This window comes from Rhodobacter sp. (assembly GCA_020637515.1).
GTDB lineage: Bacteria > Pseudomonadota > Alphaproteobacteria > Rhodobacterales > Rhodobacteraceae > Pararhodobacter.
The window spans coordinates 1,465,661-1,492,072 of record JACKKG010000001.1 but is presented as its reverse complement, the minus strand read 5'-3'; the positions used below and the strand labels follow the sequence as shown (position 1 = coordinate 1,492,072).

Below are 26,412 nucleotides of genomic sequence, written 5' to 3'. Positions count from 1 at the left end.
CTAACCCTTTGTCACAGACCTATCGGTATGAGCGTCATTCAGGAATGTGACAAGCCCCCTGGCGCTGTGTTCCCAGTCGCGCATGGTCGAATCGGCCGCCGCCTGCTCGGACAGGCGCCGCAGGGTCGCGCGATCGGCGGACAGCGCCGTCAGCGCCTGGATGCAGGCGGAATTCGCCTGGTCGAGCGGCAGCAGAACGCCATTCTCGTTGTCGCGCACGACCTCGGACACCGCGCCGACATCGGTTGCCACCACCACCACGCCCTGGCGCATCGCCTCGAGGATGGTCAGAGGCAGGCCCTCGAACTCGGACAGCAGCACCACGACATCGGCCCAGCCGTAGGCCTCGATCAGTTCCTCGGGGGTGCTCAGCGCGGGTTCCAGGCGCTGTTGCAGCACCGGCGCCAGCGGACGGCGGGCATCGGCCAGCACCGCCTTGCCGACAATTCGCCAGGTCAGGTTCAGGGACTCCGTCTCGGCAACCACGACGGTCAGGCGGTCCAGCCCCTTTTGCGGATCCAGCCGCCCCAGGAACAGCACCTGCAAGGGCGCGCCCGGATCGCGCGCGCGCCGTTCGGTCAGGCAGGCCTCGAGATCGGCGGCCGCGATCGGGAACGCGGGGGCATTCACCAGCGGCACGATCTTTTCCTGCGGCACGCCCATCCCGTGCAGCCAGTCCGCCAGTTGCAGCGAACAGGGCGCAAAGGCGTCGAAGGCGTGTTCATGCGCCATCGCAAGATAGGTGTTCCCGACCGGGCGCTGAACCGGCGACATGTCGCTCAGATGCAGCGACGAGACCGTGCGCACGCCCAGCCGCTTCAGCTTGCCCATGACCGCGACCAGCGCCCCGCCGTGAAAGTCGATCACCGTATCCAGCCAATACAGCGCACCCAGCGCGGGGGCGTGGTTGCCATGCTGGGCCCAGCGCGGAATCTCGGTGCCGAAATAGGTCTGCTCGCCGCCGCCCCAGGGTGAAAAGCCGGTCCCCGACAGGAAATTGACGCTCTCCGTAACCGCCGCCCAGTCGCGCGAGATCGCCGCATCCTCGGCCATCAGAACGAACAGGTGGACACCGAACCCCTGGGCCTTGAGCACCCGCGCCACGTTCAGCGCGACCTTTTCCACCCCGCCGAATTCGACGATGGGAATGGTCAGGCCCACATGCCGGCGCCCGTCGCGAATGCGCGGATAGGCCACCGCACCGTTCAGACGCTGGCGGATCACGCGATACGGTTCGGCGCGGATCTTCAGGTCGCCGGTCCGCCATTCCACCGCCTGCATCGCGCCGTCGCGCCAGCGCGAGGCGCGCAGACGGTGAATGAAGGACAGGAAATCCAGCACCGCGCCGCGCGCGCCGTGTTCGTCGGGCAGCACGCGATCGGCCGGAACCGACAGCGTCAGGCGCCGGATATCGGGCATCGGCATCGTCGTCCAGAGACTGTCCACCCAGGCCGAGCCACTGTCGCGCAGAACCTCGCTCAGCAGGCGCGGCCGGATCATGATCGCGCTGGCATCCAGGTGGTTGCCGTGCACCGCCTTCTCGACCTTGACGCCGATGCGATCCTCCTCGCGAACCTCGAGCGCGCAGACCCCGATCCCGGCCTCGTCGGTGACATGTTCCAGCCGCCAGAGGGCAAAATGTGTCAGCCCGGCCGCGTCGAGCTGCGCCAGAAAGCCGCTGCTTGTCACCACCAGCCAGGGCGCGACGCCATAGCGCGAGGGGTTGGCCTGGCCCAGCCACAGGCGGCGTTCGTATTCCGCCTGGGTCAGCACCTCGGTCTGGTGGCGCGGGTCCGTCGTCAGCCGGATTTCGTTGCGGTCCGACAGCAGGATGGCATAGCGCGGCATTTCCTGCTGTTCGAATTCGATCAGCGTCTTGGGTTGGAACAGCGTCTTGTGCTTTTGCTGCATCGCGGCGCGAATTCCGGCCCCCTCGCGTTCGGAATCGGCCAACATGCTTTCGGGGCGCTTGCGGTACTGAAAGCCGAAATCCTCAAGGTTCGCGCCGACAAACCCGGCCGAGGCCGCCGACAGGAAGAACTCCCAATCCTCGAACCCCTGCTTGAAGCTGACGTCGAACAGAACGCCGGCCTCGAACACCTTGCGGCTGATGAGACTGCCGGCCTCGCAGGTGTTCATGGTGCTGTGCAGCAGGCGCGAATAGGCCCCGCCATAATCGTGCGCGGATTGCAGCCCGAACATGTCGATGTTGGGATAGATCCAGCCCAGCGCCGGATCGGACTGGAGCGCGGCAAAGGCCCGTGCCATCGCCCGCGGCCGGATGCGGTTGTCGGCGTCCAGCAGATAGACGGCCTCGACGCTGGGTTCGTGCGCCAGAACATGGCGGATGCCGAAATTGCGCGCGTCGCTCAAGCCGCCATTGGGCTTGCGCAGATAGACGATGCGGTCGGGATAGGCCACGGCGTAATCGCGGCAAACCATGTCGGTTTCCCGGTGGGGGCAGCCATCGTTGACCAGAACCAGGCGGATCGCGAAATCGGCCTCCTGCGCCAGAACGCTTTCGATCGCCTCGGACAACAGCGCCGAGTGGCGAAAGATCGGCACCACCACCGCCACCTTCGGCGCGGGGTCGGCATCGGCCCGACGGACCGGCTGGGACCGGGGGGTCATGCGTCCTCTCCGGTGCCGGCCTGCGCGACGATGTTGAAGAAACAGGCCGCGGGCGGCGTATCCGAATGCCCCCCCTCCACCAGCCGGCTCAACAGGAACAAGTCGTGATCCTCGTCCAGGGGGATGGCCAGCGGCAGGTGGTGCTCGGACCACTCGTTCACCGGCAGCGCGTGCCATTCCGACATCAACCCTTCGGCAAAGGCGGGCACGCGGTTGATCCCCACGGTCCGCGCCCGCGACGGGTGCAGCGCATAGGCGAATTCGACCTCAGGGCCCGAGGTCTGCTCGACCTTGATGCCGCCGAACAGATGGCGGACGCCCGCGCGCGCCGCCCGATCCAGCCGCGCCACGGTCGGCGTGGTCCCCGAGGGCGGCACCATGAGCCCGCCGAATGCCTCGGAATAGGTGACGTCCTCGGCCGAGGCCCCGTCCAGCGGCACCGCCGCCTTGAAATGCCGCGCGCCGATATTCCAGCGTTCGATCGCCCGCGGCGAACTGGTGGCGGTCCCCTCGGCAGGCATCATGGCGCGCGCATCGGGAATGTATTTCCAAAGCTGCATCGCCAGCATGGGCGCGTCGGGCAACGGCATGAACCGCGGGTCGGGGTGAAAGAAGGACGCATTCAGCGCCAGCGTCCCCTCGCCCAGCCAGGTCAGCCGCAGGGTGGCGGTTTGCGGTTCTGCCGGCAGCGCCCGATCCAGGCAAAGCCGCAGCCAGCCCGCGTCGATCCGTTCGGCCTCGACCTCCCAGGTGCCGGCGACCTGCGCGCTGTCGTGCAGCATCAGCGCCGCGATCAGCGTGCCCGATCCCGCGCGCGGCTTCCGGGCGATAGAAATGGCCACGTCGCACAGGCCGCTGCTGTCGATCGGCAGGCGCTGGTCGATGTCCTGCCCGTCCTCCAGCACCAGGGGGCGGTTGCCGCGCTGCACGGACAGGGTCATCGCGGGAATCCGCTCGCTGCGGTTGTTGGCGTAAAAGAAGGTTTCGAGCTTCTGAAACGCGGCCTGGGTCTGGTCATGCGTCGTCCGCAGCAGGCCGATCTCGCGCATCAGGCCGGTGTTGCGCTGGCGCAAGGTCCCCATCGACCGGGACAGGATCCGGCCAACGACGGCCAGCGCCGGTTCCTCGCGCAGGGGATAAAGCGCGGGCGCGGTGCCGGCGCCGAACCGCTGTTCCCAAAGCGCCGAAATCGCGGCATGGGCCGTTTCCCCCTTAACCCCCGAGGCGACATAGCCGATCGCATCGCGAAAGACGGCGATGTCGTCGATTGCCGCGTCCCGCGCACCTTTTGCCGTGGCCGGCGCAAGGATCAGTTCGTCGTTCCCGATATCGACACTCACGACCCTGGCAACGGCGGAGAGGTCCTTCATGGCCGCGCTTTCGCTGGCATGGCACAGAAGAACGGGGGTCCAGGAATCAGCCATATCGAAACTCTCCAGAAATCGGATCAACGGTCAATCGGTTGCGTTTGGCGCGGGGCGGGGTGCGCCGGTGGGGTCGCGTCGGGGTGGACGTGTTCGCCAGTGTTCTGCCATTTCCGGGGGGCGGCGATCAACGGGGGCCGGCCCTGAGGGCCGAGGGCCGCAAACCGCGCCGCCCGATCGGTCGGGTCGCCTGGCGGCAGGGGATCGTCGCGACCAACCAGCGCAAGTTCGGTCGTCGAAATGTTCAGGAACGCCAGGGCCGGGCGGGCGCCGGCCAGCGACCGGCACGCGCGGGCGCCATAGGTCCCCGCCCTGCCGGCCACAAGAACGCGCTGCGCCATGCCCACCTCCGTCAGGTCAGGGGCCCGCAAGGGCCCCCTCCGACGCCCTGGCCGGCGGCCTGCGTCAAGGTCAGCCCGCGCCAGCCCCGGTTGCCGGGGCTGACATCGCCGCACCGGCAGGGTCCGGTCACAGGCCCCGAATCTCTTGCATAAGGCTGTAAGCACATCCCTTGCGCCATGACCAACGCGTTCGAACGCGACGGGCAATTCTTGCGCGAATAGCTGCCCGGGCACACCGCGAAATGGGTTGGGATGCGTCTTTGGCGTGCCATTTCGCCCAGGGCTGCCAGTTTTCCGAACACGGTCTGAAACGCCTGAAATCCGGCCAGCACGGGCCATGGCCCAACCGCCTGCTCCTGCAAGAAGCGCGCGAACAGATCAACCTACTTGCTGCACCGCAAAGGCACTCGGATAAGATACTGGTCGGAGTGAGAGGATTCGAACCTCCGGCCCCTGCCTCCCGAAGACAGTGCTCTACCAGGCTGAGCTACACTCCGACCGTGGGCGCGGGATTACCCCGGCATGGACGGGTTTGCAAGGGGCTATCGCGCTCAATCGACGCGATCCATCGTCGGCTCTTCGGGCAGCGCAGGACGGGGGGCGGCGACCGTCTCGGTGCGCAGGCGGGTGCGCAGAACCGGCCGATTCGCCGACACGTTCCGGCGCGATTCGCGAAACACGATATACAGGCCCGAGCCGACGATCAGCGCCGCCCCGATCAGCGTCCAGCGATTCGGCGTTTCGTCGAACAGAAGCGCGCCATAGAGCGTCGCCCACAGGATTTGCGAATATTGCATCGGCGCGACCAGAGCAGCCTCGGCTCGGCGATAGGCGCCGATGGTCAGGGTCATCGCGGCCAGCGCCAGCAGCGCGATCACGCCCACGATCGCCAGATGGGACAGTTCCATCGGCACATAGACCGCCGGCAGGATCGCCGCCATGATGACCACATTCGCCATCATCGGATAGATCAGCATCACCGCACTTCGCTCATCGCGGCCGATGCGGCGCGAGATGACGCCCGACAGCGCCCCCGCCAGCGCCGCCGTCAGCGCCGAGAGATGCCCCAGCGTGATCGGTTGCGCCCCGGGCCGCAGCACGACCAGGACCCCCAGCAGGCCCACCACCACCGCCAACCCGCGATGCAGCCCCACCCGTTCGCCCAGCAGCGGTATCGCCAGCAGCGTCACCAGCAGCGGCGAGGCGAACAGCACCACATAGACCTGTGCCAGCGGCAGCACGGTAAAGGCGTAAAAGGCGCCCCCGGCGGACACGACCATCGTCAGGGTCCTGAGCGTCATCAACCAGGGATGCGTCGCGCGCAGCGTGCCCGGGTGCGGGTCGCGGATCAGGATCACCACAAGCATGGGGAAGCTCAACAACCCCATGTAAAACATGATCTGGAACACGCTGTAGGTCTCGCCCAGAATGCGGATCAGCACATCGTGGGTGGCATAGAAACCGAACGCCGCCAGCGCCATCAGCGGGCCGGTCGGCCCGGACGGCAGGCGCGCGGGTTCCCTGTCGGTATGGGCTGGCATGAGGGACGGTCCGTCGCTGGTAAAGCCACCAGCAATACTGGCGCGGGGGCGCCCCCGCAAGGCTGGGCTATGCGTGCGGGGCCGGTTCCGGCATGGCCGTGGGGGGCAATCCGCGATGGTGAACCACGCGCTGCGGATAGGGGATCTCGATCTCCGCGCCCTTCAGCGCGTTCCAGATCGCGAACAACACCACCGACCGGTATTTTCCGGTCAGGTCCTCGATCCCTTCGACCCAGTATTCGACGCTGAACTCGACCCCGCTGTCGGCAAAGGCGGTCAGCTCGCATTCGACCTCGCGGCCGGGCCCTTGCAGCACGAAATCCAGCGCGCCCACCGCCGCCTCGATCAAGTCGGGCACCAGGTTGATGTCGGTGTCGTAGCTGACGCTGAAGGCGGCCTCGTAGCGGTGGGCCTTGCCGGCGTCCGACAGGTTGAACACGCGCGAGGTGATGAAATCCTCGTTCGGGACGACGATCCAGCGGCCATCCACGGTTTCCAGGATCGCGGCGCGGGCGGTCATCTTGACGATGGTGCCTTCTTCGCCGTTGTCGAGAACGACGAAATCGCCGACCGTGGTCTGCCCTTCAAGCAGCAAGATCACGCCCGACACGAAATTCGCGGCGATCTGTTGCAGGCCCAGGCCGATGCCCACGCCCAGCGCCCCGCCCAGCACCGCGACCGCGGTCAGGTCGATGCCCATGATCGACATCAGCAGCAGGAACGCCGCGCCGAAGATCGCGATCTGGCTGGCCTTGATCGCCAGTTCGCGGGTGGCCGGGCGCAGCTCGTCCCGGGCCTTGATGAAATCCTCGGACTGGCTGTTCGACCAGCGCCCCAACCAGAACAGCAGCGCGCCCGAGATCAATCCGCGCACCAGCGCCATCGCCGAAAAGCGGATGTTCCCCAGGTCGATCGTCGCCGCGTTCAGATAGTCGCTGACCGGGTCCAGCAGGCCAACCAGGTTCAGCAGCAGGATCGGCAGCAGCACGAACCGGCCCAGGAACCGCAGAAAGCCGTCGGACACGATGTCGCGCACCGCGGCCCGGGCCGCCAGGAACAGGAACAGGTTCTTGCCGAAGGCGATCACCACGCCGGTGCCAAAGGCCGCGCGCACCAAGGCCTCTCCGGTCAGCGTGAAGGCCCAGGCCATCAGCGGCATCGCCAGCGGCACAAACAGCAGGACGAACCGCCGCAACCGGGCGATCGGGCCGGTCCGGTCCGCGGGCGGGGTCAGCAACCGGGTGACAACCGGGACGCCGCGCGCCGCGATCACCCGCGCGGCCACATAGGACGCCAGCAACAACCCGAACTGCGACCAGGCCGCCGGAGACCCCAGCCATTCCAGCGCCACGTCCAGACCCTGCTGGAAATAGCCTTGCAGATCCTGCACGAACCCCTGCCCGTCCATCGGCCGCGCCTCTTACTCGTTCCTCGAAGGGTCCGTGTAGCGTCTTGGGGGAAAACTGGCCAGTGCGAAACGGTGGAACGGCGAAACGGCAGGGGATGCGCCCCCTGCCGTCCCGCCGCCAGTACTTGAACGGCACTCGGCACGCACACACGCGCCCCGACCGGACAGTGGGGAAACAGAACATCCACCCGGCCCAAGGCACCCTGTATTGCTAGGTTGCATTGGGCCGCACAATAATGGGAAAAGGGCGCAGTAATTCCCCCTGTCAAGGTTCCGGTACATGACGCTGTCGAGCACGCAGAACTTCCTCAAGCACCATACCGAAGTTCTGGTGAAGGATGTGGGAATCGAAGCCGCCAGTCAGCTTTCTGGCCGCTCAAAGGCCAGTCTCAACCGCTATTATTCGGACCTGCCCGAACACGCCGACCGGTTCATGCCGATTGACGTGGTCGCCGCTCTGGAAAGCGCGTCCAGTTTCCCCCACGTGACCACCGCGCTGGCCGATCTGCGCGGCGTGATCCTGATGCACGACGACCAGCGCCCCAACGCGCCGGCGCGCGGCTCGGTCAATTCCGATGTGATCGCCCTGAGCCAGCGGTTCGCGTTGCTGATCGCCGAATACCAGACCGCGATCGAGGACGGCACGATCAGCGCCAACGAGGCCCGCCGCCTGCTCAACGAGACGCTGGCCTTGCAACGCGTGCTGATCGACATGAAGCTGAACCTCGAACGCGAGGCCACCTGACAGCGCGCCGGGGGGACCCGCCGAGCCGCCCGTCGGCGCGCGAGGGCCCCATGGGAAGACCGGGAGGCGCGCGAATCGCCGCCTCCCGCGGTCGTCTTCAACCGCGCAGGACGCCGCCGGTGGCCTTGGCGACCTTTTCGACGATCCGCGCGCTGACGCCCGCGATGTCGTCGTCCGTCAGCGTCTGACCCCTGGGTTGCAGGCGCACTGCGATGGCGAGGGATTTCTTGCCCGCGCCCATTTGCGCCTCGGCCTTGTCGCCCGAGAATTCGTCGAACACCCGCACGCTTTCGATCAGCGCCTTGTCCGCGCCGAGGGCCGCGTTGACCACGCTCAGCGCCTCGACCGAGCGGTCGAGAACAAAGGCGAAGTCCCGCTCGACCGCTTGCAGATCGTTCAGTACCAGCGCGGCCCGGGTCGCTGCCGCGTTTCGTGGCATCGGCGCGGCTTCGAGCGGCAGGGTAAAGGCCACCGCAGCGCCCTTGATGCCGTAGGCCTTCAGGATGCGCGGATGAACCTCGCCAAAGGTGGCGAGAGCGGTCTTGCCCAGCGTCAGCCGTCCGGCGCGGCCGGGGTGGAACCAGCTGGCCACGGCGCGATCCGACTGCGTGCGCGCGGGCGCACCGATGGCGGTCAACACGGCCTCGGCGTCGGCCTTGGCGTCGAACAGATCGACCGGCCGGCGGGCATGATGCGGATCACGCGGGCCGCTGGCGCCAACAAGCAGACCGGTCGCGTGGATCGCCTGTTCGCCCGGCTCGCCACCGGCGAACACCGGGCCCAGTTCGAACAGCGCCAGGTCCGCAAAGCCGCGCGCCTGGTTGCGGGCGACGGCCTGCAACAGGCCGGGCAGCAGGTCCGGGCGCATATGCGTCATCTCGCTGGAGATCGGATTTTCAAGCCGCACGGCCTCGGTTCCGCCACCGAACCGCACGGCCGATTCGGCGTCGATGAAGCTGTAGGTGACGCATTCATGATAGCCCAGAGCCGCCAGCGTGCGCCGCATCAGCCGTTCGCGCCGCTGAATCGGCGTCAGGATCGGCGCGGGCACGCCCATTTGCGGGCGCGCCATCGGCTTGCCCTCGAGCCGCGTCAGCGAGGCGATGCGTGCGACTTCTTCCACCAGGTCGGCGTCGCCCAGCACATCGGGGCGCCAGGACGGCACCCAGGCCTCGGAGCCCTCGACGCGGAAGCCCAGCGCCTCGAGCGTGCGACGCTGATCCTCGGCGGGGATGTCCATTCCGACCAGGCTGACCACGCGGGCCGGATCGAACCGGTAGGCGCGCGCGGTATCGGGCACGGCGCCGTCCACGGCCAGGTCCGAGGCCTCGCCGCCGCACAGGTCCAGGATCATGCGCGTCGCCAGATCCAGCCCAGGCAGCGTGAACGCGGGATCCACGCCGCGTTCGAAGCGATAGCGCGCGTCCGAGTTGATCTTCAGCGCGCGGCCGGTCGTGGCGGTGGTGATCGGGTCCCAATACGCCGATTCCAGGAACACATCCGTGGTTTCCCCGGTGCACCCCGAATGCTCGCCGCCCATGATCCCGGCGATGGATTCGACGCCGTTCGCGTCAGAGATCGCCATCATGCCGGGCCGCAGCGTATAGGTCTTGCCGTCCAGCGCCAGAATTTCCTCGCCACCCTGCGCGGGGTGGATGCGCAACGTGCCGCCCGCAACCTTGGCCAGATCGAAGACGTGCAGCGGACGGTTGAAGGCAAAGGTGAAGAAGTTGGTCACATCGACCAGCGCCGAAATCGGCCTGAGGCCGATCGCCTTGAGCCGCTGCTGCAGCCATTTCGGCGAGGGGCCGTTGGTCACGCCCCGGATCACGCGGCCGGCGAACAACGGGCAGCCCTTGTCCTTGAGGGCGGGGTCGATGCGGACCGTGACAGGGCTGGGGAACGCGCCGGCAACCGGGGTCACATCGAGCGGCTTCAACCGGCCCAGCCCCCGCGCTGCCAGATCGCGGGCGATCCCCCGCACGCCCAGCGCATCGGGGCGGTTCGGGGTGATCTTGATGTAGATCATCGGATCGTTCAGACCCGCATAGTCGATATAGCGCGCGCCCAGCGGCGCGTCGGCGGGCAGGTCGATGATTCCGTCGTGATCGTCGCTGAGTTCCAGCTCGCGTTCGGAACACATCATCCCGTTCGAGGCCTGCCCCCGGATCACCCCGGCCTTCAGGTCCACGCCGGTGCCCGGCACATGCGTGCCCACCGGGGCAAAGACCCCCACCAGCCCGGTGCGCGCGTTGGGCGCGCCGCAGACGACCTGCACCTCCTCGGCGGTGCCGCCGGGGGCGTCCAGAACCTCGACCCGGCACAGGCGCAGCTTGTCGGCATCGGGGTGCTTCACGGCCTCGATGATGCGGGCGATGCGAAAGGCGCCCAGCGCGGCGGCGGGGTCCACGACCTCCTCGACCTCGAGCCCCAGGTCGGTCAGCGTCTCGACGATCTCGTCGAGCGTGGCCTCGGTTTCCAGGTGTTCCTTGAGCCAGGACAGGGTGAATTTCATCGCCGGACCTTTGCGTTCGCGTCGGGGTTTGCGCGCCCTGTTAGCCCATCGGCGCAGGCGTGAAAAGGCGGTCGCGGCGATTGGCATCCCGATTGAACCCGACCGCCGGTCCATGAGACACAGGAAAGGACCCCAATCAAGGAGCCGGATATGCGCCGCCTCGCCCTGCTGATCGCCCTGACCGCCGCCGCCCCAGCCTGGGCAGGGGGCAACGAAACCGCCTTTCCGGTGGCGCCCGACGGCACCGTCAGTTTCGTCATGCCCTCGGGCAATGTGGGGTGCCTGTATATCCCGGCGGGCGGCACCGCCACCTATGCCACCTTCACCGGACAGGAAGAGCTGCACTGCACCCGGGTCGAACCGACCTATACCGTGGTCATCCTGGACCACGCCCAGGGCCACCCCGTGCCCATCGCCTCGGGCGAGATGCCGGGGCTGGACGCGGGGCCGGTGCTGCCCTACGGCCGGTTCTGGCAGCAGGGCGCGTTCACCTGCCTGTCGGCGCAAAGCGGGCTGACCTGCACCAATGCCACCGGCGCGGGCCTGAGAATGGCACGGGCCGGGGTCACCACCTGGTAACCCCGGCCCGCAATCGGTCCGATACGGCGATCAGCGGCGCGGATCGTCGCTGTCGTCCTCGTCGTCCTCGTCGGCGTCGGGCAGATTGAAGAAGCTGTCGGCGTTGGAATAGTCCACCGGGCGTTTCTCGTCCTCGGCATCGCCCGAGGACCCGCCCAGCGTAAAGGTCTCAAGCCCGGCGATATTGCGCGGCAGGCGGGGTTCGGGCGCCATGTCCAGCGACTGTTCGGTCGAGACCAGCTTGCGGCGCTCGTCATCGCTCATGACCGAACCCTCGGCCTCGCGCTTCTTGGCGGCTTTCTGCACCTCGGCGTCCAGTTCGGACTGCCGGCACAACCCCAGCGCCACCGGGTCGATGGGCTGGATGTTCTGGATGTTCCAGTGGGTGCGCTCGCGGATCGCCTGGATCGACGGGTTGGTGGTGCCGACCAGCTTGCGGATCTGCGCATCGGCCAGTTCGGGGTGGAACTTGACCAGCCACAGGATCGCGGCGGGACGATCCTGGCGCTTGGACAGCGGGGTATAGCGCGGGCCACGGCGCTTTTCCTCGCCGACCGAGGCCGGGTTGAACTTGAGCTTCAGCTTGTAAAGCGGATCGGCCTCGCCCTTCTTGATCTCGATCTCGTCAAGTTGGTTGTGGGCGATCGGGTCGAAGCCCTTGACGCCGGTGGCCACGTCGCCGTCGGCGATACCCTGCACCTCAAGCTCGTGCAGGCCACAGAAATCCGCGACCTGCCGGAAGGTCAGGGTCGTGTTGTCCACCAGCCACACGGCGGTCGCCTTGGCCATCAGCGGTTTAGCTGCCATCGTCTCGATCCTTCATCACACGAGAACCGCATGGCGCGGCGCTCGCCGGAGGGACCGGCCACGGCCGCGGGCCGTGCATCCTCGATTTCGGGGAATGGAGCATATATAAGCGCCCCGACTGTTCGAGGAAAGAGAAAATGCAGGTTCCCATGCGCCTCATCACGGCCCTTTCGCCGATTCTTGCCGCTATCGCCCTGGCGACGCCCGCCCCGGCCCAGGACCGGGCCGGCGTGTTCGATCACTACCTTCTCGCGCTCAGCTGGATTCCGGCCTATTGCGCGACGGATGGCGACGACCGGCGCGATCCGCGCTGCGGCGAGGGGCGCCATGTCGGATGGGCGGTGCACGGGCTCTGGCCGCAGAACACCGGCGGCGACTGGCCGGAACATTGCCTGACCGGACAGCGCGACCCCTCGCGCCGCGAGACCGCGGACCAGGCCGATCTGTTCGGCACCTCGGGGTCGGCCTGGCATCAATGGGACAAGCACGGGCGCTGTTCCGGCCTGTCTGCGCGCGATTATTTCGCGCTGGTGCGCCGCGCGACCGGGGCGATCCACCTGCCCGAGGTCTTCGCCGGCGTGAACCGCGAGCTGCGCATCGACCCCGATGTGGTCGAGGCCGCCTTCATCGAGGCCAACCCGGAGCTGACACCGGACATGATGGTCACAAGCTGTCAGCGCGGCGATCTGGTCGAATTGCGCATCTGCCTGACCCGGTCGCTCGACCCCATGGAATGCGACCGCGAAACCCTGCGGCGCGAATGTTCGCTCGACGCGGCGACGCTGCTGCCCCTGCGCTGACGGCGGGCGCGGGTCACTCGACCTCGACCGCGGGGTCCGGCGGACGGCATTCCACCCCGTCGTCGCCGCAGGTCAGCGGCGGGGCGGCGCGGGGCGCGACAGACGGCACGGACACCCCGGGCATCGAATGCCGGCAAACCCCGGCAAGCGAATCGAGCACCGCGCGCGCCGGCGCGATGGCCGGGTCGGGTTCGGTCAGGGCGCGCAGATAGGCCACGCATTCAGGCGTCAGATCGACCGCGCCAGTCAACGCGCAGATCCGCTCGAAATCCGCCGCCTGCGGGCTTCCCAAGGCGGCCAGGCGGTCGCTTTCGGCGCAGGGGTCCGCCGCGCAGGCAGGGCCCCCGGCCAGGACTGCGGCAACGAGAATCAGGGCGAAACGGGCCATGCGGGGCTCCTGCGGGGTTGGGCGGACGTGGCGCAAGCTTGCACCCGGGGCCCGCGCCGCGCCCTGCGCCAGATCAACCGGACAGGTCAGCCATTGCCGTTCGTGGCATCCTGCGGCGCCGGAGCGGCGGGCGCGGCGCCCGAGCCCGGGTTTGCATCCGGTTCGACCAGCACACCGTTTTCCCAGCGACCCGAGGCGACCTGCCCGCCCGCGTAACGCAGCGTCCCCTGGCCGACGCGCTGGCCATCGACGAACTGACCTTCGTAGACATCGCCCGAGGCATAGGTCGCAATGCCCTGCCCCTCGATCCGACCGCCGTGCCACTGGCCGGCATAGGTAAAGCCGTCGGCCATGGTGATCGTGCCCTGCCCCTCGCGTTCTCCGGCCAGGAAGCCGCCCTCGTAGCGGGTGGCGTCGGGGTAGACCATCACGCCCTGCCCCTCGCGCACGCCATTCACGAAGGCCCCGGTATAGATGCGCCCGTCGGGGTATTCCATGCGCCCGTCGCCCTGCGGCAGACCGGCCCGGAAGCCGCCTTCGTAGATCATGCCCTCGGCCAGGCGCGCGCGGCCCTGCCCTTCGATCCGGCCCTCGGACCAGTGCCCGCTGTAGCCGGTGCCGTCGGCATAGGTGATGACGCCCTCGCCATCCGGCACGCCGTCGCGGAACTGCCCGTCATAGCGCGCACCGTCCGGCGCGGTCATGACGCCGCGCCCGTCGATCCGGTCCGCCACCCAGTCGCCGGCATAGACATACCCCTCGGGCGTGGTCAGCCGCCCGCGCCCGTGGCGCAGGTCGTCGCGGAACTCGCCTTCATAGATGGAGCCGTTCGCCAGGATCAGTCGGCCCGCGCCTTGCAACATGCCCTGCGCGAACGTGCCCTCGCGCCGGTCGCCGTTCGCCAGCGTCAGAACGCCCGCGCCATCCAGCATGCCGTCCGACCACTCGCCGTCATAGACGGTGCCGTCGGGGCGGGTCAGGCGCCCCTCGCCGTGGCGCTGGTCGTTGTGCATTCCCCCGGTATAGACCGAGCCGTCGGGATAGGTGATCGTGCCCTGCCCCTCGCGCAGGCCATGCTGCCATTCGCCGTCATAGCGCAGCCCGCCCGGGCGCTCCATCACGCCCCGGCCATGTGGCTGGCTGTCGTCGAAGGCGCCGGTATAGACCACGCCGGTCACATAGCGCCGCGTGCCCTGACCCATGATCCGGCCCTGATCCCAGTGCCCCTCGTAGGACGAGCCGTCGGCAAAGACCATGCGCCCCTCGCCATTGGGGCGCCCGTCCTCGAACTGGCCAGTATAGACCGATCCATTCGGGTAGCGCGCGGTGCCGGTGCCGGTGATCTGGCCATGCGACCAGTCGCCCGAATATTCGAACCCGTTGGGCAGCCGATAGGTCCCCTGCCCGTGCTGTAGCCCGTCCAGAAAGGTGCCCTCGTAGATGCCGCCATCGTCATACTGGCGGGTGATGACCTCGCTCAGCCCCTCTTGCGCAAGCGCGGGAAAGGCGAGACAGGCCACAAGGCCCATGGCGGCCACCCGGATCTGGAACGGCGTCATGCGGTGAATTCCCCTCTGGTCTGGCGCGATCCCGCTGGATGCGGCGCCAAACCTAGAGGAGGGGCGGGGTTCCTGGCAAGTCCCCGCCACCGGAACGTGACCCGCGCACCCCACTGGGTTGAGGAACCCCCTGGCACGGCGCCCCTAACGCGAGCGCAGCGCCTCAAGGACCGTGTCCAGCGCCAACGCGCCGAACGCGTCGTTCATGTGCAGCCGGTCCTCGTGCGGGTGCGCCCCGTCGTCCAGCGCGTCGCCCACCGCCAGCCGCCGCGAGCCGCGCGCATACGCGGCCCTGGTAAAGAACGGGCGTTCGGGCACCCGGGTTTCGGCAGGCTGGGCCAGCATGGTCAACCCGGCCGGCGCAAAGAACCGTTCGTTCACCATCGCGATGGTGTCGCGGTAGTGATCGCGGCGCGCGGCGGGCCGGCCCTGCACGCCGCCCGGGTCCGCGGGCAAGGGGTCGTGCGCGATCAGGACGGGCACATCGACCGCCGCACGCAGGGACTGCGCCAGAATCACGCCGATCCGGTGGTCGAAATGGTCATGCAGCGCCGCCATGCGGCAGGCGGCGGAATAGCTTTGCCCGGCGTCGCGATAGGCGGGAACGAACAGACCATAGACCAGAAACGCGTCGAAATCGTCCAGCGCGACGGTCCCGTCCCCGCCCGAGGTAAAGGCCAGGTCGCGCGCCAGGTCCTCGGTTCCGGGGACCAGATGGCGCCCCTCGACCCTGGCCTGCGAAAGCCCCCGGTGACGGCTTGCGAAAAAGGTCGGCGCGACGTCGGCCTCGGGGCTGGCGGTGCCCCGCGCGTCCCAGGCGCGTTTCAGCGCGCCGACGTGGCTGTTGCCCAGGATGCACAGGCGTCGGCGGGGGTCACCGTTTCGCGAAGGCATCGAGCAACTCCTCGTGGCACAGGATCTCGGTGGCGCCGGTCGTCGCGTCCTGGCCCGGACGCGTGCCCCTTGGGGGCTGCGATCCGCCGGGCGCCGACGGGTCAATGCCCAGCCCGGCAAAGAACTGCCGCATGACGAACGCCACCCCGGCGGGGTTCACGGTGCGCTTGTTCGGATCGAAGAACACCCCCTGAAAGGCGGGCGCGTTGATGATCTCGTAGGACGGGAAATAATCCACATGGTCGCGATTCGCCGCCAGTTGCCCGGCCACCGTGCGCAGGATGGATTTCGATTCCATCGTCGCCACCAGGACATGCTTGCCGCTCATGGTGGCGGTCAGGGGCACCGGCGAGACCGTCAAAAGGAAGCGCAGCGCGGGCTGGACGGCGCGCATCTTGTCCATCGCCTCGCCCAGGGCGCGCAGCACCTGCGCGACCTGGAGGGGCGCAAAGACATGGGCCTGGGGATCGAAGCGACCGGCGGCGGTGCCGGGGCAGACCGCGTATTCATGGCCCTGCCGCGCGTTGATCCAGCGTTCGGTCAGGCCGAGCGTGAAGACGAACACATCCGCCTGTGTGATCGACCGGCGGAACGCTGCCAGCGTCGCCTGCCGGCACGCGCGCAGTTCCGCGACCGAGTCGAATCCCTCGGGCTCGATCGCGGGGCGGAACGGGTCCTGAAAGCGGCCGCCGTCCTCCCAGATTTCGTCGGGGACCGGGGCATGACCCAGCGCCCAGTCCACCCATTGCAGCAGCATCGTGGTGGTATAGATGTTTCCCGTCCGGGCCGTGAATACCCCGTAATTGAATCGCTTGCGGTTCTCGGGCGACAGGCCGAAGGGCGGTTCCTCGGCCTCGAACCAGCGAAAGCCGGACCCGCGCAGTGCCGCGCCGATGTGCTGCGCGAAACACGACCCATAGGTCGAAATCCGATCCTCGCGGCCGATGGGAAATTTGGGCTGCCAAAGGTCGGTGATGTCCAGCATGTGGCGCTCGGCCACCGCCGGACGCCAGAAACCGCGCGCATTGACCCGGGAATACGGCGTCATCGGACCCTCTTTCGATCGCTACCCAACCCTTCGGGAAACGCGAGTGTTCCATAAACGCGAGAAAATACAAAGCCCTCTCGTCGCCGGTCGCCCCCAGCGACCGGTGCGTGCGGGTTACCCGGCGTGCACCGTCGGGGCCTCGAGCGCGCCGAACCCGTAATGCCTGAGCCAGCGCAGATCGCTTTCGAAAAAGGCGCGCAGATCGGGGATGCCGTATTTCAGCATCGCCATGCGGTCGATCCCCATGCCAAAGGCAAAGCCCTGCCATTCGTTGGGGTCCACGCCGCCGGCACGCAGCACCTTGGGATGCATCATGCCCGATCCCAGAACCTCGAGCCAGCCGTCGCCTTCGCCGACGCGAAGCTGGCCGTTCACCCAGGAACACTGGATGTCCACCTCGGCCGAGGGTTCGGTGAACGGGAAATGCGAGGCGCGAAAGCGCGTCTTCACCTTGGTGCCGAAAAAGGCGGTGAAGAATTCCTCGAGCACCCATTTCAGGTTGGCCATCGAAATGTCGCGGTCGATCGCCATGCCTTCGATCTGGTGGAACATGGGCGCGTGCGTCTGGTCCATGTCCATCCGGTAGACACGGCCCGGCGCGATCACCCGGATCGGCGCACCCTGCGCCTGCATCGCCCGGATCTGCACCGGCGAGGTGTGGGTGCGCAGCACATGCGGCGGGCGCGCGTCCCCCGCGGAACGGTGCATGAAGAACGTGTCATGTTCCTGCCGTGCGGGATGCTCGGGCGCGATGTTCAGCGCGTCGAAGTTATACCAGTCGGTTTCGATCTGCGGCCCTTCGGCCACCCGAAAGCCCATGTCGGCGAAGATCGCGGTGCATTCCTCGGTCACCTGGCTGACTGGGTGGATGGTGCCGCGCTGGCGATGCCGGGCAGGCAGCGTGACATCGAGCCACTCGGCCTTGAGCCGCTCGTCCAGGGCCGCATCCTCGAGCGCGACCTTGCGGGCGCGAAGCGCGGTGTCGATCTCGTCCTTCAGATCGTTCAGCGCCTTGCCGGTCGTCTGCCGCTCCTCTGCGGTCATGCGGCCCAGCTCGCGCATCATCAGGCTGATCTCGCCCTTCTTGCCCAGAGCGGCAAGCCGCACTTCTTCCAGCGCGGCCTGATCGGCAGCGCCCGAGATGCGGGCAAGATAGGTTTCGCGCAGGTTCTGCATGGCGGCCTCCGGACTGACGCGCTTCTGCTATCCGCCGCCGGGCGCGAATGCAAGCGGACGACGCCCGTCGGGCGGTTCAGGTGGACTTGTGGCGGCCCGCGGGCTGCGGCATCAAGGCCCCGGGGCACAACGACAGGAGGGGCCGATGACCGACACCAGGGGGGCCAATCCGTGGCTGGTGCTGCTGGGGCTGGCGCTGGGCGTTCTGGTCACCAACGGGTTCGGCCGCTTCGCCTATGGGCTGATCCTGCCCGCGATGCGCAGCGATCTGGGCTGGAGCTATGCCCAGGCCGGCTGGCTGAACACCGCCAACGCGCTGGGGTATATCCTGGGGGCGGTCGGCACGATGATCGCCCTGCGTCGGCGCGCCCCGAACGGCCTGTTCGCCTGGGGGCTGGTGGTGACCGCTCTGGCCATCCTGGCGACCGGGCTTGTGCCGGCGCTCTGGTGGCAAAGCCTGTGGCGCTTCATCACCGGCCTGGCCGGGGCGCTGTCTTTTTCCACCGCTGGCGCGTTGGCGGCCCGGCTCTGGGCGGACAACCCCAGGCGCAACGCGCTGGGGATCGCGATCCTGTTCGGCTCGGGCGGGGGATCGGCGATCGTGCTGTGCGGCGCGACCCTGCCGCCGATGCTGGCCCAATGGGGGGCGCAGTCCTGGCCCTGGGCCTGGTTCGTGGTCGGCGGGCTGAGCCTGGTCTGCGTGCCGATGGGGCTGTGGGCGGCCCGCGCCGCGCGCGCGCCCCAGGCCCGCCAGACCCGTGCCGTGCCCCTGCCGCTGCGCCGCATGGCGGGCGAACTGGCGGGTTACGCGGGTTTCGGACTGGGGTATATCGTCTATCTGACCTTTCTGTCGGCCTGGATGAAGGAACAGCAGGCGGGGCCCGTGCAAGTGGCCTTGATCTGGGTCCTGGTTGGCAGCGCGATCACCCTGTCGCCGCTTTGGTGGCGCGGCGTCTTTGCCCGCCATTCCGGCGGCCGGCCGCTGGCCATGGTGCTGACCGGGATCGCCATCGGATCGGCGCTGCCGGTGCTGTGGCCGGGCGTTCCGGGGCTGACGGTGTCGGCGCTGGTCTTTGGCTCGTGCGTGTTCATGGCGCCGTCGTCGGTGACGAACTTCGCCCGCAAGAACCTGCCGCCCGACAGTTGGGGCCCGGCGATCAGCCTGTTCACCGTGGTCTTCGCCGTGGCGCAGACGGTCGGCCCCTACGCCGCCGGATGGCTGGGGGACCGCACCGGCAGCATCGGCACCGCGCTGCTGGCTGCGGCCGGGGTGCTGCTGGTGGGTGCCGCCGTCGCGACGCTTCAGCGCCCGCTGGACGAGACGCCCTGACCCGCCCCGCCCCGGGCACCACCGGGGCGGTCAGGCCAGCATGGCGCGCGCCGCGGCGTCGATCGCGCCGGGTCCGTGCGGAATGTCCAGCGCCTTCATGCCCGCGTCCATCACCGACAGCACGCCCAGCGTCATGTGCGCGTTCACATGCCCCATATGCGCCACGCGGAAGAAATCGTCCGCCGCGGGCGAGCCCGGCTCGGCCATGCCCAGCCCGATCCCCAGCGTCACCCCGGCCTGCGATTCGCACCAGCGGCGCAGGCGCGTCCCGTCGCCGTTGGACAGCCGCATCGCGGTGACCGAGTGCCCGCGATGCGCGGGGCTGGCGATGTTCAGCCGACAGTCGCCGCCCTGGCCCCAGGCCTCGGCCGCGGCCCAGACCGCCCGGGCCAGGCGCGCGTGGCGGTCCCAGACATTGGCAAGCCCTTCCTCGTGGATCATGTCCAGCGCCGCGCGCAGGCCCATCAGGTGATGCGTCGGCGCGGTGCCGAACCAGTGTTCGTGAAACGCGCCCGGCGCGGTTCGGCGCGTCCAGTCCCAATAGGGCGTGCGCAGATCGGCGCCGCGGCCGACCTCGGCCGCGCGATCGGAAAAGAACACGAAGCCCAGGCCCGGCGGCGTCATCAGCCCCTTCTGGCTGGCGGCAATCATCACATCGACGCCCCAGTCGTCCATGCGAAACTCATCGCAACCCAGCGATGCGATGCAGTCCACCATCAGCAACCCCGGGTGCCGCAGATCGTCCATCAACCGCCGGATCGCCGCGATGTCGCTCTTCGCGCTCGAGGACGTATCGACATGCGTGACCAGCACCGCGCGGGCGTCGGGCGCGTCCTTGAGCGCGGCCTCGGCGCGGGCCAGGTCCACCGGCGCGGATTTGCCGAAATCGGTGACGCGGGCATCCACGCCCAGCGCGCGGGCGTGATCCGCCCAGCCATGGCCGAAACGCCCCGTCGCCAGCACCACCGCGGTGTCGCCGCGACGAAAGACATTGGTGTTCGCGGCCTCCCAGGTGGCGTGACCGTTGCCGATGTAGATCGCCAGATTCTGCCGCGTCAGCGCCACGTCCTTCAGCGCCTGCCGCATCGGCGCGACCGAGTCGATCAGCGGCCCCTCATAGATGTTCGGCGCAGCCTGATGCATGGCATTCAGCACACGGTCCGGCATGACGGAAGGTCCCGGAATGGCGAGGTAGTGGCGGCCGGCGGCAAGGGTCATTATGGTGTCTCCTTCGGAGGTTATGGTTAGTGACCCTCGGAAATGCGGTCAACGCCGATTCGCCGGGGCGCGTGCAGCACCCGGGGCGCCGAACAAGGGGACGGGATGAAGGGATTGAAGCAGCGGGCCAAGGCGCTGCGGCGGCGTCTGGACGATGCCTGGGCGGGCGACATCGCAACCCCGGCCGGGCGGAGGCGGGCCTGGTGGCACACGCAACTGATCGACCACGCCTTTCTGCGCGCCTGGTCCAAGAACCGGGCCGAGGTCGCCCCGGGTGTCTGGCGCATGAACCAGCCCACGCCCCGCGATCTTGAGAAACTGGCGGCCGAGGGGGTGCGCACGGTGTTGTCCCTGCGCGGCCAGCCCGCGCAAAGCTACGCATTGTTCGAACAGGAAGCCTGCGCGCGTCTGGGCCTGGCGTTCCACGCGATCGACCTGGCGGCCAAGAACCCGCCCCACCCCGAGGCGTTGAAAACGATGATCCGCATCTTCGACGCCGCCGAACTGCCCCTGGTCATTCACTGCAAGTCGGGCGCGGACCGCACCGGCACGGCCGCGACGGTCTGGCGGCTGGTGAAATGCGGCGATGACACGGCGCAAGCGATGCAGCAGCTGTCGCGCCGCTTTCGCCACAACCCCGATGGCCCCGAGGGGATCCAGGACGACCTCTTCCTGCTCTATGCCCGCAACGGCGAATCCCGGGGACAGAGCTTTCGCGATTGGGTCGAGACGGACTACGACCTGTGGGACGTGATCGCCGCCTACGAACAGCGCACCGGCCGTCGCTGGGGCTGAGGGGCTGTGCAAGGGCATCGCGCGGCCTATATCGGCCTCTGACAGGAGAGTCCCATGACCGAAACCCGCTGCGCCCCCGTGCCCGACCGCGCCCTGTTGCGTGTCACCGGCCCCGACCGCGAAAAATACCTGCAAGGGTTGGTCACCCAGGACATGGGCCGCGTCCTGCGCGACGGCATCGGCTATGGCGCGCTGCTGACCCCGCAGGGCAAGCTGATCGCGGATTTCCTGCTGGTGGCGCAGCCCGACGCGGTGCTGATCGACGTCGCCCGGGGGCTGGCCGACGATCTGGCGCGCCGCCTGACGATGTTCAGGCTGCGCTCCCGGGTCGAGATCGCGCGCACCGATCTGCCAGTGACCCGCGGAATCGGCCCGGCGCCCCGGGGCGCGCTGGCAGACCCCCGCGAGCCGGGGCTGGGCTGGCGGCTCTACGGGCAGGCGCTGACGCAAGGGGCAGCGGTCGATTGGGACGCGCTGCGCATCGCGCGGAAGGTGCCCGAGACTGGCGCCGAGTTGATCCCCGGCGACAGTTTCATTCTGGAACTGGGCTTTGCGCGGCTGAACGGCGTCGATTTCCGCAAAGGCTGCTACGTGGGCCAGGAGGTCACGGCGCGAATGCACCACAAGACCGAGCTCAGGCGCGGTCTGGTGGTGCTGTCCCTGCCCGCCGGCCCGGTGCCGCCCGGAACCCCGGTCCTGATGGCCGACGGGCGCGAGGCCGGTGCGGTCTATACCCAGGCGGACGGCAAGGGGCTGGCGCTGATGCGGATGGACCGGATCGAGGGCCCGCTCAGTGCGGGTGGTCAGCCGGTGACGCCCGTCGATTGACCGGCCGGCAACAGCGCGACGGCGACGCGCCGCCCTTCGGACAACAGCACGTTGTAGGTGCGGCACGCGGCGGCCGAGGCCATGATCTCGACCCCCAGCCCGGCCGATTCCAGCGTCTGGCGCAACGCCGCGGGAATGGGCGCGATCTCGGGCCCGGTGCCGATGAACAGCACGTCGATCTGCCCCGCCAGCGCCAGCAGCGGCGCGGCGTCGTCATAGCCACCCCAGGCCGCAACCCGCGCCGGCGCGATCACCACGGGCGCCGGGTGCGCCACCCCGTCCAGCCGGTAGAAATCGGCGCCATACCCCTCGATCGGGCGGGCCGCGCCAAAGTCGATCTCGGTCAGGTTCATTTCGGCGCCGAGGTGGCGAACTGCGTGCCCGCCGCCGAGGTGTCACCGCCCTTGCCCAGATCGCGCCGCACCCCCAGCATCTTCACGATCACCGCGGCGACATAGATCGACGACCAGGTGCCGACAAAGACGCCCCAGATCATCGCGAACACAAAGCCGCGAATCACGTCGCCGCCCAGCACGAACAGCGCGACCAGCGCGATCAGCGTGGTGAACGAGGTCATCAAGGTGCGCGTCAGGGTCTCGTTCAGCGACAGGTTCATGACATCGGTCAGGCTGCGCTGCTTCCACTTGATCAAGTTCTCGCGGATCCGGTCGAAGACGACGACCGTGTCGTTCAGCGAATAGCCGACGATGGTCAGAAGCGCCGCGATGATCGTCAGGTCAAACCGCAATTGCAGCACGGTGAACACCCCGATGGTCAGGATGATGTCGTGCACCAGCGCGGCGACGGCGCCCAGCGCGAACTGCCATTCAAACCGCAACCAGATGTAGACCAGCACCGCGCCCAGCGCGGCCAGCACCGCCAGGATGGCCTCTTGCACCAGTTCGCCCGAAACCTTGGGCCCGACCGATTCGACCGAGGTGAAATGCAACGACGGGTCCACACCCTGCAACGCTGTCTGGATCTGTCCGAGCATGTCCTGCGACACCGCTTCGGCCCCGTCCTGCGCCTGGATCCGGATCGAGGCGACATTGCGCTCGGGGCCGAACGAGGGGTCGAAAACCTGCGAAATTGCGACATCGCCCACGTTGAGCGGCACGATCGCCTGCCGGTAGGCGCCGACATCCACGGGTTGCGTCGCCTCGGTGCGGATCGAGGTGCCGCCCTTGAAGTCGATGCCAAAGTTCAGACCGATGGACAGGAAAGCCACCAGCGCCAGCACCACCAGAACCACCGAGGCGCCGAAGGTGTAGCGCCAGGGCCCCATGAAGTTGATGTCGGTATCGTCGGGAACGAGTTTCAGCCGGAACATGGGTCGATCCTCAGAGGTTCAGCGTCTTGGGACGGCGGCGTTCGAACCACCAGACGATGACGAGACGGGTGATGTAGATCGCCGAGAACACCGACGTGACGATCCCCAGACCCAGGGTGATGGCAAAGCCGCGCACCGGGCCCGAACCCAGCGCGAACAGGATCGCCGCGGTGATGAATGTGGTGATGTTGGCGTCCAGAATGGCCGACATCGCGCGCTCATAGCCCAGTTCGATGGCCCGGGCCGGGCCGCGCGCGGTTCGCAACTCCTCGCGGATGCGTTCGAAGATCAGCACGTTCGCATCGACCGCCATGCCGATGGTCAGCACGATCCCGGCGATGCCGGGCAGGGTCAGCGTGCCGCCGATCAGCGACAGGATCGCAAAGACCATGGCGATGTTGAACACCAGCGCGACGTTGGCGATCCAGCCAAAGAAGCCATAGCTCAGCGCCATGTAGCCCAGCACCGCGACCGAGGCGACGACGGCGGCGATCTTGCCCGCGTCGATGCTGTCCTGTCCCAGTTCGGGACCGATGGTGCGCTCTTCCAGGAAGGTCATCTGCGCCGGCAGCGCGCCCGCCCGCAGCAGCACCGCCAGATTGGTGCTTTCCTCGACCGTGAAGCGCCCGGTGATGATCCCCGAACCGCCGGGGATCGCGGACTGGATCACCGGGGCCGAGATGACCTTGTCGTCCAGCACGATCGCGAACGGGCTGCCGATGTGGTCGGCGGTGTAAAGGCCAAAGGCCCGCGCGCCGGCCGGGTTGAAGCGGAAGCTCACCGCCGGACGGCCGTTCTGGTCAAAGGTCGGCTGCGCGTCGGTCAGTTGCTCGCCGGTGACGACCGGGGTTGTCTCCAGCACATAAAGCTGGGTCGGATCGGTTTCCGAGGGCGCGATGAACTGGCGCGGGCCGGGCGCCTCGTTCGGGTTCGAGGTGGTGCGCACGACCGGATGGAAGGTCAGCCGCGCGGTGGTGCCGATCAGCGCCTTCAGCTCCTCGGCCGATCCCAGGCCGGGAACCTCGATCAGAATTCGGTCGCTGCCCTCGCGCAGGATCGTCGGTTCGCGGGTGCCGACCTCGTCCACGCGACGCCGGATGATCTCCAGCGACTGGCGCATGGTGCGGTCGTCGGTGGCCAGGCGCTCGGCCTCGGACAGGGTGACGACGATCTGGCCGTTGTCCAGGTGGATGTCCAGGTCGTGCTGGCCGATGCCGGTCAGCGTGGTGACCGGCTGCGCCAGCGTCTGCACCACCTCGAGCGCGTGCTGCAAGCCGTCCGGATTGCCGACCGCGATGCGCAGCACGCCCGGGTCGTCGGACGGCATTCGCCGCACGCCGCCGACCGTCGCCCGTTCGTTGCGCAGAAGGTCGCGCACCTCGGGCCACAGCGCGTCGATGCGATCCGCGTAGACGTCGGACACGTGCACCTCGGCCAGGAGATGCGCACCGCCGCGCAGGTCCAGCCCCAGGTTGACGATGTCCGACGGCAGCCAGTCGGGCCAGAGCGCGCGCTGCGCTTGCAGTTCGGGCGTGTCCTGCCCCGCCGCGATCCGGGCCACCGCGTCGTTGTGCTGCTCGACCCGGTCATAGAACAGGTTCGGCGCCGCGAAGATCATGGCGGCGAGGCTGACCAGAATGATCAGGGCGCGTTTCCACAAGGAGAATTGCAGCATGGAGAGGCCTTGCGCTGGTGGGGGCGTCCCGGGGGCGGAACGATGCGCCACGCCCCGGTCGGGGGCGCGGCCGAAAGCGTCACTCGACCGAGCTGGCCGGCTCGGTCTTGGACAGGACCGTGGTGATCGTCGAGCGCACAACCCGGACCTTCACGCCATCGGCGATCTCGACCTCGACCTCGCCGTCTTCCTTGACCTTGACAACCTTGCCGATCAGGCCGCCCGCGGTGACGATCTGGTCGCCCCGGCGCAGCGCATCGACCATCGCGCGGTGGTCCTTCATTTTCTTCTGCTGCGGACGGATCAGCAGAAACCACATGATCCCGAAAATCAGGACAAAGGGCACGAGCGACGAAAAAAGGCCGCCGACACCGGCGGCGCTGCCGGCGGTCTGGGCGAATGCGGGGGTGATGAACATGGGGCTCCTCGGGTGGATGATGGACCGGGCTGGCGCCCTTTGGAATTGGCGCGCACCCTATATGCGGGTCGGTGCGAGTTCAAGCGACTGGGGACGGCGCGATAACGCCCCCGTGTTCGGCCGGGCGCGACGCCGGACATGCCGGCCGCGGCGCCCGGGGCAGACGGCGGGTCCAAGGGCGTTTTCCACCCCCTTTGACCCGCCGGTGTCCCCTCGCACAAAGACGGGCAGGATCGACACGCGGCACATGTCCCGTCTTTGTGCCCGAAATATCCCGGGGGTGAATTGCCGCAGGCAAGAGGGGGCTGGCCCCCTGCCCCGGCCGGGTTGGCCGCGCCGGCTCACGGTTTGCGCGCGACGAAATCGATCAGCGCCGAGCGCCCGGAATGCCCGCGCCCTTCCTGAACGTCACGCTCGTAGCTTGCAAGGCGCTCTATCCGCCAGCCTGGGAACGCGTCGCGCAGCAGGGCCTCGGTGTACATGTGGGCCGGGTCGCGCGGTCCGCCGGTGCCCAGCGCGACCTGTTCGGGGGTGTAGCCGTGCAGCACCAGCCGCCCGCCGGGCGCCAGCACGCGCGCCATGTCCGCGAACTGGCGCGCGCGAAAGGCGGGATCGGCGAACTGGATGAAGACGCCCATCACCAGATCGACGGGGCGGGACCAGTCCCAGGCGTCCCAGCCGCACAGCCGGGTATCCAGCGCCACGCCCGCGTCCCGGGCCAGCGCCCTCGCCCGCGACACCGCGGTGGCCGACAGATCAAAGGCCGACACCTGCATCCCGGCGCGGGCCAGGTGCACGGCGTTGCGTCCTTCTCCGTCCGCGACGCTCAGCGCGGTGCCCCCTGGCAGGACCAGCCAGGGGTTTTCCGTCAGGAACCGGGCCGGCTCGGTGCCGAAAAGATAGCCCTGCGCGCCAGCGTAACGGTCTTCCCACATGGTCGTCTCCTTGTTGTCCCGCCGAGA

General features: G+C 68.3%; 23 protein-coding genes and 1 tRNA gene. 6 read left to right on the top strand and 18 right to left on the bottom strand.

Annotation, left to right across the window (positions count from 1 at the left end):
- From H6900_07215 to H6900_07195, 5 genes are all read right to left on the bottom strand, one after another.
- Nucleotides 1-2,631, bottom strand: coding sequence for a glycosyltransferase (locus H6900_07215; GenBank protein ID MCC0073063.1), 2,631 nt, complete (start codon nt 2,629-2,631; stop codon nt 1-3).
- Nucleotides 2,628-4,055, bottom strand: a complete 1,428-nt coding sequence (locus H6900_07210) for a hypothetical protein (GenBank protein ID MCC0073062.1) — start codon at nt 4,053-4,055, stop codon at nt 2,628-2,630. Before H6900_07210 ends, H6900_07215 begins: the two co-directional genes overlap by 4 nt.
- A gap of 761 nt (nt 4,056-4,816) precedes the next feature.
- Nucleotides 4,817-4,893, bottom strand: a tRNA-Pro gene (locus H6900_07205).
- 54 nt (nt 4,894-4,947) lie between these two features.
- Nucleotides 4,948-5,937, bottom strand: coding sequence for a DMT family transporter (locus H6900_07200; protein MCC0073061.1), 990 nt, complete (start codon nt 5,935-5,937; stop codon nt 4,948-4,950).
- A 67-nt stretch (nt 5,938-6,004) separates the two neighbouring features.
- Entirely contained in the window at nt 6,005-7,345 is a 1,341-nt protein-coding gene (locus tag H6900_07195; GenBank protein MCC0073060.1) for a mechanosensitive ion channel, read from the bottom strand.
- A gap of 280 nt (nt 7,346-7,625) precedes the next feature.
- Here H6900_07195 and H6900_07190 point away from each other — a divergent pair, with 280 nt between their 5' ends.
- Nucleotides 7,626-8,090: a hypothetical protein gene (locus tag H6900_07190; protein ID MCC0073059.1), complete on the top strand. Its 465-nt coding sequence runs from the start codon at nt 7,626-7,628 to the stop codon at nt 8,088-8,090.
- 97 nt (nt 8,091-8,187) lie between these two features.
- Here the strand turns inward: H6900_07190 and H6900_07185 are convergent, their stop codons facing one another.
- A complete protein-coding gene (locus H6900_07185) occupies nt 8,188-10,605 on the bottom strand; it encodes a phenylalanine--tRNA ligase subunit beta (GenBank protein ID MCC0073058.1) in 2,418 nt (805 codons plus the stop codon).
- A gap of 150 nt (nt 10,606-10,755) precedes the next feature.
- Between H6900_07185 and H6900_07180 the strand changes: the two genes are divergently transcribed.
- A complete protein-coding gene (locus tag H6900_07180) occupies nt 10,756-11,184 on the top strand; it encodes a hypothetical protein (GenBank protein ID MCC0073057.1) in 429 nt (142 codons plus the stop codon).
- Nucleotides 11,185-11,214: 30 nt separating this feature from the next.
- Here H6900_07180 and H6900_07175 read toward each other — a convergent pair whose 3' ends face one another.
- On the bottom strand, nt 11,215-11,991 hold the full coding sequence (locus tag H6900_07175; GenBank protein ID MCC0073056.1) for a DUF1013 domain-containing protein: 777 nt from the start codon (nt 11,989-11,991) through the stop codon (nt 11,215-11,217).
- 149 nt (nt 11,992-12,140) lie between these two features.
- Between H6900_07175 and H6900_07170 the strand changes: the two genes are divergently transcribed.
- Nucleotides 12,141-12,791, top strand: a complete 651-nt coding sequence (locus H6900_07170; protein ID MCC0073055.1) for a ribonuclease T2 — start codon at nt 12,141-12,143, stop codon at nt 12,789-12,791.
- Nucleotides 12,792-12,804: 13 nt separating this feature from the next.
- Here H6900_07170 and H6900_07165 read toward each other — a convergent pair whose 3' ends face one another.
- The 5 genes from H6900_07165 to pheS form a co-directional block, all read right to left on the bottom strand.
- The gene (locus H6900_07165) at nt 12,805-13,179 is read right to left on the bottom strand and encodes a hypothetical protein (GenBank protein ID MCC0073054.1); all 375 of its coding nucleotides are present in this window, start codon (nt 13,177-13,179) and stop codon (nt 12,805-12,807) included.
- A gap of 86 nt (nt 13,180-13,265) precedes the next feature.
- The gene (locus tag H6900_07160) at nt 13,266-14,738 is read right to left on the bottom strand and encodes a 2-isopropylmalate synthase (protein ID MCC0073053.1); all 1,473 of its coding nucleotides are present in this window, start codon (nt 14,736-14,738) and stop codon (nt 13,266-13,268) included.
- A 144-nt stretch (nt 14,739-14,882) separates the two neighbouring features.
- Nucleotides 14,883-15,632, bottom strand: a complete 750-nt coding sequence (locus H6900_07155; GenBank protein MCC0073052.1) for a hypothetical protein — start codon at nt 15,630-15,632, stop codon at nt 14,883-14,885.
- Nucleotides 15,613-16,680, bottom strand: a complete 1,068-nt coding sequence (locus H6900_07150; GenBank protein MCC0073051.1) for a GSCFA domain-containing protein — start codon at nt 16,678-16,680, stop codon at nt 15,613-15,615. Before H6900_07150 ends, H6900_07155 begins: the two co-directional genes overlap by 20 nt.
- A 114-nt stretch (nt 16,681-16,794) precedes the next feature.
- Entirely contained in the window at nt 16,795-17,856 is a 1,062-nt protein-coding gene (gene pheS / locus H6900_07145; protein ID MCC0073050.1) for a phenylalanine--tRNA ligase subunit alpha, read from the bottom strand.
- Between the two features lie 145 nt (nt 17,857-18,001).
- On the opposite strand from pheS, the gene H6900_07140 reads away from it, so the two are divergent.
- Nucleotides 18,002-19,186: a YbfB/YjiJ family MFS transporter gene (locus tag H6900_07140; GenBank protein MCC0073049.1), complete on the top strand. Its 1,185-nt coding sequence runs from the start codon at nt 18,002-18,004 to the stop codon at nt 19,184-19,186.
- Between the two features lie 30 nt (nt 19,187-19,216).
- Here H6900_07140 and H6900_07135 read toward each other — a convergent pair whose 3' ends face one another.
- Nucleotides 19,217-20,404, bottom strand: coding sequence for an alanine--glyoxylate aminotransferase family protein (locus tag H6900_07135; protein ID MCC0073048.1), 1,188 nt, complete (start codon nt 20,402-20,404; stop codon nt 19,217-19,219).
- Between the two features lie 105 nt (nt 20,405-20,509).
- Here H6900_07135 and H6900_07130 point away from each other — a divergent pair, with 105 nt between their 5' ends.
- Together H6900_07130 and H6900_07125 are read left to right on the top strand one after the other, a co-directional pair.
- Complete coding sequence (locus H6900_07130) at nt 20,510-21,199, top strand: tyrosine-protein phosphatase (protein MCC0073047.1); 690 nt, start codon at nt 20,510-20,512, stop codon at nt 21,197-21,199.
- A 54-nt stretch (nt 21,200-21,253) separates the two neighbouring features.
- On the top strand, nt 21,254-22,027 hold the full coding sequence (locus H6900_07125; GenBank protein MCC0073046.1) for a folate-binding protein YgfZ: 774 nt from the start codon (nt 21,254-21,256) through the stop codon (nt 22,025-22,027).
- Here H6900_07125 and H6900_07120 read toward each other — a convergent pair.
- The 5 genes from H6900_07120 to H6900_07100 all read right to left on the bottom strand — a co-directional run bounded on the left by H6900_07120 (nt 22,003) and on the right by H6900_07100 (nt 26,385).
- Complete coding sequence (locus H6900_07120) at nt 22,003-22,380, bottom strand: Mth938-like domain-containing protein (protein ID MCC0073045.1); 378 nt, start codon at nt 22,378-22,380, stop codon at nt 22,003-22,005. The genes H6900_07125 and H6900_07120 overlap by 25 nt on opposite strands.
- Entirely contained in the window at nt 22,377-23,357 is a 981-nt protein-coding gene (gene secF / locus H6900_07115; protein MCC0073044.1) for a protein translocase subunit SecF, read from the bottom strand. Before secF ends, H6900_07120 begins: the two co-directional genes overlap by 4 nt.
- Nucleotides 23,358-23,367: 10 nt before the next feature.
- On the bottom strand, nt 23,368-25,032 hold the full coding sequence (gene secD / locus H6900_07110; protein MCC0073043.1) for a protein translocase subunit SecD: 1,665 nt from the start codon (nt 25,030-25,032) through the stop codon (nt 23,368-23,370).
- 79 nt (nt 25,033-25,111) lie between these two features.
- On the bottom strand, nt 25,112-25,450 hold the full coding sequence (yajC, locus tag H6900_07105; protein ID MCC0073042.1) for a preprotein translocase subunit YajC: 339 nt from the start codon (nt 25,448-25,450) through the stop codon (nt 25,112-25,114).
- A gap of 341 nt (nt 25,451-25,791) precedes the next feature.
- On the bottom strand, nt 25,792-26,385 hold the full coding sequence (locus tag H6900_07100; protein ID MCC0073041.1) for a class I SAM-dependent methyltransferase: 594 nt from the start codon (nt 26,383-26,385) through the stop codon (nt 25,792-25,794).
- Nucleotides 26,386-26,412: the final 27 nt, after the last annotated feature.